Source organism: Marinagarivorans algicola, assembly GCF_001292705.1.
Lineage (GTDB): Bacteria > Pseudomonadota > Gammaproteobacteria > Pseudomonadales > Cellvibrionaceae > Marinagarivorans > Marinagarivorans algicola.
Genome location: NZ_LGAK01000003.1, coordinates 69804 through 82535, shown reverse-complemented (window position 1 = coordinate 82535; position 12732 = coordinate 69804). Strand labels below are relative to the sequence as shown.

The 12732-nt window shown below is 44.0% G+C and carries 11 protein-coding genes; 6 read left to right on the top strand and 5 right to left on the bottom strand.

Annotated features, from left to right (window positions below):
• Positions 1 to 32: 32 nt before the first annotated feature.
• Positions 33 to 626, bottom strand: coding sequence for a PilZ domain-containing protein (locus AC438_RS01465; protein WP_053979506.1), 594 nt, complete (start codon positions 624 to 626; stop codon positions 33 to 35).
• A 145-nt stretch (positions 627 to 771) separates the two neighbouring features.
• Here AC438_RS01465 and AC438_RS01460 point away from each other — a divergent pair, with 145 nt between their 5' ends.
• The 6 genes from AC438_RS01460 (at position 772) to AC438_RS01435 (ending at position 7612) form a co-directional block, all read left to right on the top strand.
• Positions 772 to 2013, top strand: coding sequence for a lipoprotein-releasing ABC transporter permease subunit (locus AC438_RS01460; RefSeq protein WP_053979592.1), 1242 nt, complete (start codon positions 772 to 774; stop codon positions 2011 to 2013).
• Between the two features lie 88 nt (positions 2014 to 2101).
• Positions 2102 to 2803: a lipoprotein-releasing ABC transporter ATP-binding protein LolD gene (gene lolD, locus AC438_RS01455; RefSeq protein ID WP_053979505.1), complete on the top strand. Its 702-nt coding sequence runs from the start codon at positions 2102 to 2104 to the stop codon at positions 2801 to 2803.
• A 17-nt stretch (positions 2804 to 2820) separates the two neighbouring features.
• Positions 2821 to 4068, top strand: a complete 1248-nt coding sequence (locus AC438_RS01450; RefSeq protein WP_053979504.1) for a lipoprotein-releasing ABC transporter permease subunit — start codon at positions 2821 to 2823, stop codon at positions 4066 to 4068.
• 215 nt (positions 4069 to 4283) lie between these two features.
• Positions 4284 to 5846, top strand: coding sequence for a methyl-accepting chemotaxis protein (locus AC438_RS01445; RefSeq protein WP_238376298.1), 1563 nt, complete (start codon positions 4284 to 4286; stop codon positions 5844 to 5846).
• Positions 5843 to 7186, top strand: a complete 1344-nt coding sequence (locus AC438_RS01440) for a porin family protein (protein ID WP_053979502.1) — start codon at positions 5843 to 5845, stop codon at positions 7184 to 7186. The genes AC438_RS01445 and AC438_RS01440 overlap by 4 nt, the downstream gene beginning before the upstream one ends.
• A gap of 12 nt (positions 7187 to 7198) precedes the next feature.
• The gene (locus AC438_RS01435; protein ID WP_053979501.1) at positions 7199 to 7612 is read left to right on the top strand and encodes a type 2 periplasmic-binding domain-containing protein; all 414 of its coding nucleotides are present in this window, start codon (positions 7199 to 7201) and stop codon (positions 7610 to 7612) included.
• A 289-nt stretch (positions 7613 to 7901) separates the two neighbouring features.
• Here AC438_RS01435 and AC438_RS01430 read toward each other — a convergent pair whose 3' ends face one another.
• The 4 genes from AC438_RS01430 to AC438_RS17050 form a co-directional block, all read right to left on the bottom strand.
• Positions 7902 to 8267, bottom strand: a complete 366-nt coding sequence (locus AC438_RS01430; RefSeq protein WP_053979500.1) for a YajD family HNH nuclease — start codon at positions 8265 to 8267, stop codon at positions 7902 to 7904.
• Positions 8268 to 8374: 107 nt separating this feature from the next.
• Entirely contained in the window at positions 8375 to 9592 is a 1218-nt protein-coding gene (locus AC438_RS01425) for an imelysin family protein (protein ID WP_053979499.1), read from the bottom strand.
• A gap of 25 nt (positions 9593 to 9617) precedes the next feature.
• The gene (locus tag AC438_RS01420) at positions 9618 to 10982 is read right to left on the bottom strand and encodes a di-heme oxidoredictase family protein (protein WP_053979498.1); all 1365 of its coding nucleotides are present in this window, start codon (positions 10980 to 10982) and stop codon (positions 9618 to 9620) included.
• Between the two features lie 45 nt (positions 10983 to 11027).
• A complete protein-coding gene (locus AC438_RS17050; protein ID WP_053979497.1) occupies positions 11028 to 12707 on the bottom strand; it encodes a di-heme oxidoreductase family protein in 1680 nt (559 codons plus the stop codon).
• Positions 12708 to 12732 lie beyond the last annotated feature (25 nt).

Here is a 12732-nt window from a genome sequence, read left to right as displayed (position 1 = left end):
GAAAGGGCTATTGACTCAGCTATACGCCATTATTATGCGCGTTGTTGGGCTTTAATCAATGTATTTGCAATGACTTGTTGTTGTGCTGGGGCTAGCTGATAAAATTTAGCTGCGACATTGTAGCTATTGTCACGGCTTTCGCAGCGTATTACCTGCGCAAAACTCACTACCGGTGCAAAGTGCGGCAAAAAAATGATGCGTACAACAACAAAGCTATTTTTGTAGAGCATACGTGAGTTTTTAAAGGCCAAGCCCTCTTCGCTTAAGCTGATGCGTGTTTTGGGAAGGTGTTGATAATGGCTAAAAATACTATGACGCGCAATGAGATCAATTTTATCGTTGATCAAGCCTAAGTACTGCCCTAGTGCTGGTTGTTTGGTATTTAGTGCACTGGCACAGTGCTGAGTTTTTTGATCCAATGCAGACAATGCCTCGAGTACTTGCCAGCTAGGTCCATCGCTGACAACGTCGATCGCTGGCATAGTATCGATAGTCTGCTTATCGACGGGTTGCACATCAAAAATAACATCATTATCAATACGGAAAAACTCTCGACGCTCTTTTGCTGAAGGCACTGTGGGTTTGGCCAGTGAGTTAACATGAGAGGAAGGATCTTTTATAGTCATAACCGTGCTGCCTCAGCATTTAAGCCAGTTGTGTTGATAGGCATGGCACATTTTAGTGCGCAAACATATGAATTTGTATTAATAAAAGCATAGACTAGCGCGATCGCCACTTGTGGTTGCGTGGATTATTGGGTCTAATGCGCCCATGCAAAATTATCTTCCTGTCATGATCGGTCTTCGCTATTTGCGGGCCAAGCGCAGTAATGCGTTTATTTCCTTTGTGAGTCTCTTTGCCTTTTTGGGCATGGCGCTTGGCGTGTTTGCGCTGATTGTTGTGTTATCGGTGATGAATGGTTTTGACCGTGAACTCAAAGAGCGCATATTACGCACAGTCCCACATGGCTTTATTGAGCCAGTAGGAGGGTTAAGTGATCCCGAAGCATTAATGGGTCAATTACACGGTAGCGTGGGAGTGCAAGGTCTGGCACCGTTTGTCAAAACGAATGGGTTATTAACGTTTGCTGGCAATGCTAGAGGTGTCGAAATACTCGGTGTTGATCCACTGTATGAGCCGGCAGTATCGGGTGTGCATAACTTTATGCGCCAGGGAAATATGAGCGATTTGAAAGCGGGCGAGTACAATATTTTAATGGGTGGCTTATTGGCGCGCTTTTTGGGTGCTGGGGTCGGTGATACGGTGACGATGACTTTACCCGAGGTCATGATTACACCAGCCGGTGTTTTCCCGCGAAGCCGTGCCTTTACGATTGCTGGCATTTTTGATACTGGTGCCCAAGGTGATCAAACACTAGTGCTTATGCACTTGGCCGACAGTCAAAAGCTACTGCGCTTGGGCAATAAAAGCCACGGTCTCAAAGTCAAAACTGACGACATCTATAGCGCACCTCATGTGTTGAATCAATTGGCTCAACAGGTTGCACACGCTAAAGTGACGGACTGGAGCACTACCCAAGGACACTTGTTTCAAGCGGTTAAAATGGAAAAAACAGTCGTTGGTTTTTTGTTGGGTATTATTATTGCCGTGGCCGCATTTAATATTGTGACCAGCTTGGTCATGATGATTGCCGAGAAGCGCAGTGATATCGCCGTTTTGCGTACCATGGGGCTTAGCTCGAGCAATGTGGTAGCTATTTTTATGACGCAAGGGCTCACCTTAGGAGTTGTGGGGATAGTAATGGGCGCAAGTTTTGGGATACTGGGCGCGCTGTATATTCCTGACGTGGTGGCATGGTTAGAGCAACTTTTTGGCTTGCGTGTCTTTGATCCTAGTGTGTACTTTGTGACCGAGCTTCCCTCTCAATGGCGACCTTATGATAGCGCTATGGTGTGTACCGGTGCATTGTTGGTGAGCATTCTCGCCAGCATTTACCCAGCTTACCGGGCCAGCCAAATAGCACCAGCCGAAGCATTGAGGTACAACATTTAACGCAGTATAGACGTGGTGCGACTTTTTGACTGTCACCACGGTTGTGATGTTTAGTTTGTTTGCGAATTCATTAAATTTAGGTTGATTCATGACAGCAGTTTTAGAGTGCCAAGGTGTGGTAAAAAGTTATGGTGAAGGCGCATTAAAAGTTGATGTGCTCAAGGGCTTAGATGTGCAATTAATGCCTTCGACTCAAACGGCTATTGTCGGTGCTTCAGGAGCGGGAAAATCAACGTTACTCAATATATTAGGGGGGCTCGATAAGCCCTCAGCCGGTACGGTGACTTTGCAAGGTCAGGCGTTTTCGCGCTTGAGTGAAAATGAACGCGGACGCATTCGCAATCAACATTTGGGCTTTGTGTATCAGTTTCACCACTTACTCGGTGAGTTTACGGCTTTAGAAAACACTGCAATGCCATTATTGATCGCAAAGCACAGTAAAAAAGCGGCCTATGCACGAGCTGAAGCTTTGTTGGCAAAAGTGGGCCTGCAATCACGTAGGGGCCATAAACCTAGCGAACTTTCGGGGGGGGAGCGCCAACGTGTCGCTGTTGCTCGGGCCTTGGTGTGTGAGCCGGCGTGTGTACTGATGGATGAGCCTACCGGTAACTTGGACAGTCACAATGCTAACGCAGTACGTGAATTGATGCGCGAGCTCAGCCAGCAACTGGCGACGGCTTTTGTCGTGGTGACACATGATATGACCATTGCACGCGATTTGGACCGTGTATTAGAGTTAAAAGATGGCGCTTTACACATTCTTAGCGCCGAGATACCTGCGTCACTATAGCGAGCGATTGAACTTTTATGCCTAAATTTTCGATTTTTATTGGTTTGCGTTATGTGGGTGCGCGTCAACGTAATTTGTTAGTGGCTTTTTTATCGCGTGTATCAATGATGGGTCTCATTGTCGGTGTGGGTATGCTGATTGTTGTCCTGTCGATCATGAATGGCTTTGATAAAGAACTGCGTGAAAAAATACTCAGCTTATTACCACAAGCCTCAATTTACCATCGCGAAGGTATCGATGATTGGCAAAGTTTGAAAGTTCAAGTTGAAAGAAACCCTCAGGTGCTGGCCGCTTCGCCGTTTGTTGAGTTGCGGGCGTTAGTTGGTGTAGGCAATCGTGCAGAGCCCGTTGCAATTTACGGTGTTGAGCCTACAGCTGAGCAGCAGGTATCTGATATTGGGCAGTATTTAACCGCCGATGCGTTAAATCATTTGTCGAGTGTCTCCGCGGGAGCTCCGGCTGAACCTAGTATCATTTTAGGAGCCAGTATTGCGCAAACAATTGGCGCAACTACCGGCGATAGTGTCATGGTGGTGGTACCTAATAGCTTAAACGCGAAGGCGCCACCGAGTGTGGTCTATGCTCAGGTGATTGCAATATTGCTCACGCACACCGAGGTGGATGCAAAATTAGCACTCATGCCCTTGCAGCAAGCTCAGCAGCTCACCTCGAGCGGTAGAGTCACCGGCTTACGGCTAAAGCTGGATGACTTATTTCAAGCACAAAATATATTGTGGCATGTGGTCACTGATCTAGGGCGTGGTTATTACGGTACCAGCTGGCTAAGCACACATGGTAACCTTTATCATGCTATTCATATGTCTAAGCGTCTGGTAGCCTTGTTGATGTCTTTAATTGTGGGTATTGCGGCATTTAATGTGGTGAGTACCTTAATTATGGTTGTTGTCGAAAAGCAAGGCGCTATTGCTATTTTACGGACACTGGGTGCAACAACGGGTGAAATTATGACCGTTTTTATTGTGCAAGGTGCTGTGATTGGTATTGTTGGCGCACTACTTGGCGTTGTATTGGGAGTGTGTTTATCTCTGATAGTGGGCGATGTATTAACACTTATTGAGTGGGTTTTTAATACGCAGTTCTTAACCTCCGATGTTTACCCCTTAACTTATTTACCTATCAATATATTATGGCAAGATATTGCACAGGTTGTGATGACTGCTATTGGCTTATGTTTGCTGGCAACACTGTATCCTGCCTGGAAAGCGAGCCAGGTGAATCCGGCTAGCGCACTGCGTTACGAATAACTGCGTAGAGAATAGCTTTTAAAAACCAACACATGAATGTGTTGGTTTTTTTTGCCTTTAATAGTACTGCGTTTATTGCATTAAAAATATCTTGTCTATACTCATTGGGAATGCATTGTTAATTCCCGTTTATGAAATTGTCGCTGTTGACTATTAGCCGAAAAATATTTGCGATACCTATTATTGCGATTATATTTTTTGGTGTTTATCTTGTGATGACTTATCAAGTCGCTCATAAAAATTTACAGCGTCTAGAGTCTATTTATCATATTGATTTTAAGGCGTTAATCATTGCAAAAGAGCTCATGTTTGAAATGGAGCGCATTGACGATGGGTTAACGCAAGCAGCGATGTCAGGCGAGCAAGATGAGCTAGATGCCGTATTGTTGCGCAAGGCGGCTATTGCTAACTCACTCTTAATGCTACGTCATTTACCCGCACCAGCAGAAGCAGTCGATATTATCGAGTCGGGTTTTGAGGCTTATTATGCAGTGGCCATCCCATTAAGTCAGAGTCTCATTGATGGCTCAGCAGATTTCTCCTTGTTGCCAAAAAAATCAGAGCAAAAAGCCACGGTATACCACAGTATTGATAGTATTTTATCGGCATTTATTGCTCGTCGTAATAAAAAATTTGATGATGCATTTACATTAATCGCCTCTTCAGCCAAAAAGCAAACAATGACAGGGCTTTTATCGGGTAGTTTGATGGCTATATTTTTAATGCTCATCGCCTTGCCGATAGTCTTGGCCATTAACCGACATCTTCGCACCGTGGTCTCATCCCTCAAAAAAATAGCGACAGATGATAATGGCGACTTAACCCTGCGATTGACGAAAAATAGTAATGATGAAATCGGTGCATTAGTCCATTGGTTTAATCAATTTGTCGCAAGACTGGATTGTGTTGTGTCGCGCCTAATTGTTGAATTCAAACCCCTAGAGGTATTAATTAGCCATATTGATGATATTGCCCATCGTATGGGGGCGGCTATTGATCAACAAAAAAATGATGCGAAATCTGCAAAATCTGCAGTAGATGCTATAAATAAACGTGTTACAGATATTGAAGATTATTCAAGTAATGCAGCGGCAGTTGCTGAAAGCTCAGCGAATGTAGCGATTGATAGTAGTCAAAAATTAACACTAGCGGCGCAAGGCGTTGCATATTTAGAGCAAGAAATTGAAGAGGCTCAAACAGTGATATCTGCATTGGCCGAAGATGTACAGCAAGTGGGTAATGTATTAGGCGTTATTAACAGTATTGCTGAGCAAACAAATTTATTGGCGCTGAATGCAGCCATTGAAGCGGCGCGTGCAGGAGAGCAAGGCAGAGGGTTTGCCGTAGTGGCGGATGAAGTAAGAAACCTAGCAATTAAAACACAGCAGTCTACCCACGAAATTGAATTGACAATTTCCTCTTTGCAAGATGCTGCAAATAAATCAGTTGAGGTTATGCGAAAAAGCGTTGTACTCGCTAAAGAAAAAGGCGACATGACGAGGTCAGCGGGTATTGAAATTTCTTTAATGACAGAAGAAATTAAAAAAATTAATGGAATGAATAAGAATATAGCTCTAGTCACAAAGGAGCAAGGCGTTGCTGTGGATCAACTGGCAAGAGTGGTAGAGGTGATGGCCCAGCATACTTATCAAGCCTCTAAAGAGTCGGAAGAGTTATTTAGTATTAGTCGTAATTTGGTCGCTGTGACTCAACGCGTTTCTACGGAAGTGGGGGTGTTTACAGTAAATGATATTGGGAATAGTGGGAATATAATATGAAAAAATTAAGTTGCGCAATTATGCTGGTGTCCATTGGGCTATCGCCTTTATCAAATGCCGAGATAAATTTTAGAGGTTTTGGCTCTATTGTCGGTGGTCAAGCGATGAGTGTTGAGCCTGATGAGACGGTATTAGGTTACGGCGATACATGGGATTTTAAGCAGGATTCGCTAATGGCATTCCAAATGAATGCTGATTTAGAAGATGGCTTGACCGCAACTTTGCAACTTGTGAGTCGTGGTAAAAATGATTACGAGCCTCAAGTGCGATGGGCCTATCTTTCTTATCAGGCGACGGACTCTATACAAGTGAGTGCAGGCCGCACGCAAGCCCCTTTTTATCGTTACTCTGATTTTCTAGATGTCCGTTATACCTATAATTGGATTACAGGGCCAGACCGCGTCTACAACTTTGATTATCCCAGTTTTGATGGCGTTTCGATACTCTACAGTAATAGCATTGGAGCGGTTGATTCTACTTTTCAGTTTGTAGGCGGGGTTTTAGATAGTGAATCTGATTCAGAAGATACAGCTGGTGTAATTTTTGAGGATTTTTATGGTGCTAGCTGGGTCGGGACTTGGGAGTTTATTACTGGCCGGCTCAGTTACTTAAAAGCAGGCGTTACGCTAGAGTCACAAAATATTGCATCATTAGTTTCAGGTTATGAAAGTTTAGGTGCGGGCATGCTAGGTGTTGCACAAGGCTTTGGTCAATTTGCGGCAGCAGCCGGCGCTTCAGCTGTTGGTCAGCGTGCAGCAGGTTATGCAGCTAGTTACGCTGAAGTGGGAAACTCGTATTTTGCAACCAACGATAAAATACTGGCTTTCGAAGATGACGGCTCTTATGTGGCGGTGGGTTTTTCGATCGATAAAGGTTCACTCATTATTGATAGTGAGTTCATACAATACGATGTTGAAGAAAGTCTAATTGAAGAGACCACAGCTTACTATATAACCGTTGGCTGGCGAGTGGGCCCAACGGTTGTGTATGGTACTTACAGCCGAGAAGAAGCTGATGCGCCTGTGACTATAGCGATTGCACCGGGTGACTTAACATCGGTGGCCGATGCTATTGCTACTGAGACAGCGCTGCCCAGCGATCCTGTCGCGGCATTTGGCGGCGCAACGCTACAGCAAATGGCTATTGGTCTTGCCCAACAGGGTAAAGGCTTAAGTGATACTTTAGCTTCAAACAATAAAGATATTGTTAATTTACAATTAGGTATGAGATGGGACTTCCATCCCTCAGCTGCATTTAAGGTGTCTTATGAAAACACAGAGAATAAAGTCTCTGGTTTTAAAGGCGGCGTGTTGCGTACTGCTATAGACTTAGTTTTTTAATTGGGGATATTTATGAAAAATATATTAATGGCATCAATGTTAAGCTTAAGTTTGGCGGCACCTGTTTTTGCAGAGGTCGTTGTGATTGTAAACCCTGCGAATACCGCGAATATATCTGATGACGACATTGGGCGTTTATTTTTAGGAAAGAAATCTAAATTCTCAGATGGTTCAAAAGCCATTCCTATTTATCTAGCACAAGGTCATGCTGCTAGGGATGAGTTTAACAAAAAGGCATTAGGTAAATCTTCTAGTCAGTTAAAAGCCTATTGGTCTAAGTTAATTTTTACCGGAAAAGGTACACCACCTAACGCATTGGGTAGCGTAAATGATGTTATTGAAAAAATATCTACAGACCCTTCGGCGATTGCTTACATTGATGCAGCATCTGTGAATGATAGTGTGAAGGTCGTTGCGACTTATTAAGGGTATGAGATAAAAATATCAGGGCATAAGGCTGGTACTTTTATTATATTTTAGCGTGTTTGAACTACCGATGGCATAGCCTAAGTGCTTTCGGTGTTCTTCTATCTCAGCGGTAGTCTCTTTTTTGCTTACTCTTTTGCGCTTCGATTTTATCAATCTCTGTCAGCTATGATACAAAGATCGCCGTGCTACGCCTTAGGTATCAAAGATTAAATATTATGTTTTAAATCGCACATTCTATGAATAAAGCACTGTTGTGTATTACTCATAGAGTGTGCTCTATAGGCGTTTATTTGTTTTCTAGTTTGGCTTTTAAATCGGCAAAAGGATTGTAGGTAGCTGGTGCAATCTCTTTGCTTTTGACGCTGCCATAGCGTATAAGGCTTTCAAATTTCGTATGCTCTTCATCATGACAATACACGCACAGTAGCTCCCAATTGCTACCATCAGAGGGGTTATTATCATGATTGTGGTCGCGGTGATGCACGGTCAGTTCGCGTAGGTTCTTACCCGCAAATTCGCGTGTACAGCGACCGCAAACATGGGGGTAGAGTTTTAATGCTCGCTCCCGATAACCGGTTTCACGTTTGGCAATGTAATCGCGTTGCTCGGCTAATACGCGATCTAACTTACTGGGGGTTTTTGGGGTAGTCATAGATACTCTCATGCACAATAGATATTGGATATTGTATGAATCTTACCCTGTAGCATGAGTTGTGTAAATTCAGCATATCTGCGAGCGGCAAAACAGAGGTGACTTAACTAGTCACCATCAGCGCCACTAAACCCAATAAAGATATTTAAGCTTTGTGCAACAGATCTTGCATGATATTCGTGTACATTATGAAGTGCGTTTAATAGCGCGGTGATATTCTCATCGGCATGACTGTCTTCAAGTGTCTGGATGAGGCTTTGCCCTAGTGTATCAAGTACGGCCTCTAAAGCACTTAATCGCTGATGCATTTCTAAGGCAACGTCTTGATGCCCTTCACTAGAGAGCCAAGCTAAAATGCCTTGCGATGGTGTGGCAGCGCTTTGCTCAAAGGGTGTTTCGTAAATGTCACGGATAAAAGCAATATTTTCTTTAATATTGCTGAGCGAAATCTGTGCATAAGCGCTTTCGATTTCGCTGGTATTGCCTGCTTGTACTTTAGTGATTTTATCGTTACTAATGATGCTTAAACGTTCATTAATGGCGCCAAAAATAGCTTCATTAAAGGCGTTTGTACTGAGTTCACTCATTACGGTTGTGTAATAGAGCCCACCTTGTTGCCACTCAAGGTCAACCGGGTAGCTTAGATCGATTAAACGCTGACTAATGGCTTGAACATAATCACAGTAGCGCTGACCAATAGCATCTTCACTAAAAAATCTCACGGCATCATCGCGAAACAGCAAATACTCGAGCGCCGTTATGCCTTGTCGGCTGGCAGGTTGCTCTGCAATATATTGCACTGTCAGGGGCTTCTCATCTATTTCAACCAACTCGTGTATTTTTGTTTCTAGTGTGCTTTTTGTAATAGGGTAGTAGGCAATGTCATAGCGGCGACTGTTCTCAGCAATAGGACCAAATGTAATCGCTTGAAGGTACTGCCAGATCTTATTACTGTTAAACCATGCCGCTTTCAATAAGGTGCTGTCTTTGGGTGTTTGTACCTGTGAGCAAAATTCAGTGGCTTCACGGTGCAGCACCTGATTACTTTGATAAAATTGATGATAATGCTTATTTAATTTTTTGATCGTACTTTGTTTAAATTGGTGTTGATTAAAATTGTTATGGGCCCCGTCATTGCTTTGGCTCGAGCTAGCTTTGGAGCTGGCGGTGGTATTAGCGTTTGTAGTATCGTGAGTGTTTGTGGCCTCATTGACTGAAGAACTTGTTTTTTGCATGCTCGCTTCAGAGGAACTTTTACAGCCACCGAGTACGCATGTTGCAGAAAATAATACGATTAACGTATTTTTTTTTAATATAATTTTCATGAGATCTCTCGTTTCAATCGCCGTTTTATAACTGACTTAAAAAATGGATAATAATGTTTTGATTTTCAGGCGATAGCGCTAAAAATAAGTCGCGAGAATTACGCGCTTCGCCGCCATGCCAAACAATAGCCTCTCTTATTGTTCGGGCTCTGCCGTCGTGTAATAAGCTGACGGGAATATTTTTTAATTTGCGCGATAAGCCCCATAAAGGCGTAGTGCGCCACTCATTAGGCTGAGTATTGGCCCATGTTCTGCCATCGCTCAAGCCATCGCCTAAGTCATGTAATAAAAAATCTGAATAAGCATGAAGCGTATGCTGCTTAAAAATATTGCTAGCGGGTAAGGGTAAGCGAGGAAGGTGGCATAGATGACAGTCAACCTCAATAAATAAGGGTTCGACTTTTACAGGCTGATATTGACTGTTGGGTGCTTTAAGGTATTGAGTAAACTGTGTGACAAGTGCTAGTTTGGAATCGATTAATTCAACCTTATGTTTCAGTGAATTACCATTAGGCATTTTTTGGCAAGCCGCTTGTGTGCGGGTGCAGTTTTGTTGTGGAAAATAACGGGAAGTAATGCCGATGTCTTCAATAAAAGCGCTGGCATTTTGTTGCTCTAATGTGGGTTGCTCAGCTTTTAGACCAAATTTACCGAGCGCGAGTGCGGATTTTTTAATATCCCAAACAGCATTGGCTCTGCCTGAAATACCATCATTATTTAAATCATTAGGGTCAGCATGAGCAAGCAGCGCTGCAGGCTCAAGTAAATCAACAAGCCCTACACCATAAAGTGCAGGCGCTAAGCGAATCGAATAGCTTAACGACTGGGGCAGTTTTTTGTAATGATCTTGGCTGATGATTAATGTCGGCTTTTTTAGATCTTGATACGGTAGTTTTTGATTAAGAGGCTGATTTCTTTGGTGCTTAAGCCACTTAATCGCGATATCGGCCTCGGGTAATGGTGCCTTGTTATTCCCCAAGCTGTATTGCGATAAAGTTTGCAATTGACTGCCATAATCGATAAAGGTATTACGGTTTTCGTCGGCCTGATTAGCGATACGAACAACAAAGTCGTTAGCGGTTGTGTGTGATGGTGTAGCGTCGCTTGTTTGGGGGGGCGGCATAATACCCGCGCTGCCGTGAATGTGGCAGCTTTCGCAAGCTCTAGCATTAAATAGCGGCCCCAAGCCGTCACGTGCTACAGTCGATGATGGAGCAAAAACCCAGGGCGCTTTGAAAAATGAATACCCCGTCCAAAAATTAAGTGTGTCCTGATGCTTTAAAGCATTGCTAGGAGTTACCCATAATGCATTACTGGCCTGCGTGGCAGTGTGAATGAACACGCTGATCATTAAAATAATTAGCGTTAAGATAAAACGATTTTTTTTCATGTTAAAAATAATGCGGTTGACTCGCTCTTAGTAAGAGGCCTTTAATTACAGCGAATATAAAAAAGCTAAAAGCGCTTCACGTTCTTGCTGGCTATAGTTTTTAAAGGTGTTAAGTGATGACATGGCTTCACCGGCATGCCATAAAACGGCTTCTTCGAGCGTGCGCGCGCGCCCGTCATGTAAAAATGTGGCGCTAGGATTAACCGTTTGTGCCAGACCAATACCCCATAAGGCGCTCGTACGCCATTCACGCCCTGTGGCGGCACCCTCTGGGCGACCATCGGCGAGGCCTTCACAGCGTTGCACCCAATGACACTGATCACTGCTGTTTAAACATTGCCCACCTGCGGCATTTTCGAGAGAAAGAGGCTCGCATTGGCCACCCATATCATGGAGTAGTAAATCGGTATAGGGGTAAATAACTTGCTGGCTCAGCGCTTCGATGGGTTGATTTAACAGGCTTAATTGTGTGAGGTTGATCAGCGTACCCATAGCACTTTCATGTGCAATACCGGTGGTATACTGCGGGGTATGGCATTGGCTGCAAGCCGCTTCTGTAAATAAGCGCTTCCCTTGCTGAATCACTTCATTCCATTGCTGGGTATCTCTATTGTATCCACGTCTTGCGGGTACGGCTAAAGTACGGCTATAAAATTCAACCGCAGCTAATAAAATATCATTAATATCTGGGGTGTTTTGGGTTTTACTTTCACGCGCTGCGGCTTCTAGACATGTGATTTGAAGTGGGCTGCAGGGCTCTTCTAAATTAAAGCGGTTGCTGACACCCATATCGTTAGCAAATGCGCCAGCACTTTGTTGCAGAACGCTGCCTGCCGAAGCTTTCCAGCCAAAGCGCCCTAGTACCATGGTGTTTTGCGTATTATCATAAACCCATTTCGCCTTACCCGAAATACCATCGTTATTGCTGTCATGAGTATCTTCTTGCCCAATAATGTCTGATGCTGCGATTGACTCGAGTAATCCAACACCAAACATCGGCGGTGCTAAGCGTGGTGAGGTGAGGGTTTGAGGATCTATTTCGCCAAAACTAAAATCTTTAAAGTGATAGACCGGTTTACGTAACTGATAAGCCTGGCCATCAGGGTAGCTACCATTTTCTAAGACATATTCAATGCTGACAAAAGCTTCGCCGGTATGGGGTTCATCAACGGCACCTGCTGGCACAAATACGCCATCGGCATTGATGCCTAATGTTTGTAATTGAAAGCCGTAAGTCGGCTCGGGAATATCTTGTCCAGCGCTATTCTGGCCTAGGCTGAGTTTAAATAATAAGCCACGACTGACTATTTGATTGTTGGCCGGTAAGCTAGCGCGGCCATCGGCAATATGGCAGCCTTGGCAATTGGTATCATTAATTAATGGGCCAGTATTTTTGCGCTGATTTCTAAAGGTGTGATCGCCTTGTTTAAATATAGCTTCTAACCCAGCGTCATGGCTAATAGCAGCAATGGCATGACTGTAGGCGTCTTTACCGTAAGTGTCATTATTGGCGATATAAGTTGCTGCGCCGGCACTTAAAAATTCATTGTCTACAATCGCCTGCGCGCTACTGGATTGGGAGTGATCGCTGGTGCTGTGTGCGGTATTGCTACTTGTAATGTGTGCTGTCTTTTGGCTTGAAGTGTTTAATCCGCAACCGTTCACCAAGGTACTGACTAAAAGCCATAGCGTTAAACGGCATTGAAATAGGCGTGCTACCGACATGATGAACTCGTGTGTTTTTGAGTGG

What these genes read in the sequence shown, in the direction of transcription:
- lolD (WP_053979505.1), top strand. Translation starts at nt 2,102, where the DNA reads ATGACAGCAGTTTTAGAGTGCCAAGGTGTGGTAAAAAGTTATGGTGAA.
- AC438_RS01460 (WP_053979592.1), top strand. Translation starts at nt 772, where the DNA reads ATGCAAAATTATCTTCCTGTCATGATCGGTCTTCGCTATTTGCGGGCC.
- AC438_RS01445 (WP_238376298.1), top strand. Translation starts at nt 4,284, where the DNA reads ATGACTTATCAAGTCGCTCATAAAAATTTACAGCGTCTAGAGTCTATT.
- AC438_RS01465 (WP_053979506.1), bottom strand. Translation starts at nt 626, where the DNA reads ATGACTATAAAAGATCCTTCCTCTCATGTTAACTCACTGGCCAAACCC.
- AC438_RS01420 (WP_053979498.1), bottom strand. Translation starts at nt 10,982, where the DNA reads ATGAAAAAAAATCGTTTTATCTTAACGCTAATTATTTTAATGATCAGC.
- AC438_RS01425 (WP_053979499.1), bottom strand. Translation starts at nt 9,592, where the DNA reads ATGAAAATTATATTAAAAAAAAATACGTTAATCGTATTATTTTCTGCA.
- AC438_RS01440 (WP_053979502.1), top strand. Translation starts at nt 5,843, where the DNA reads ATGAAAAAATTAAGTTGCGCAATTATGCTGGTGTCCATTGGGCTATCG.
- AC438_RS01450 (WP_053979504.1), top strand. Translation starts at nt 2,821, where the DNA reads ATGCCTAAATTTTCGATTTTTATTGGTTTGCGTTATGTGGGTGCGCGT.
- AC438_RS01435 (WP_053979501.1), top strand. Translation starts at nt 7,199, where the DNA reads ATGAAAAATATATTAATGGCATCAATGTTAAGCTTAAGTTTGGCGGCA.
- AC438_RS17050 (WP_053979497.1), bottom strand. Translation starts at nt 12,707, where the DNA reads ATGTCGGTAGCACGCCTATTTCAATGCCGTTTAACGCTATGGCTTTTA.
- AC438_RS01430 (WP_053979500.1), bottom strand. Translation starts at nt 8,267, where the DNA reads ATGACTACCCCAAAAACCCCCAGTAAGTTAGATCGCGTATTAGCCGAG.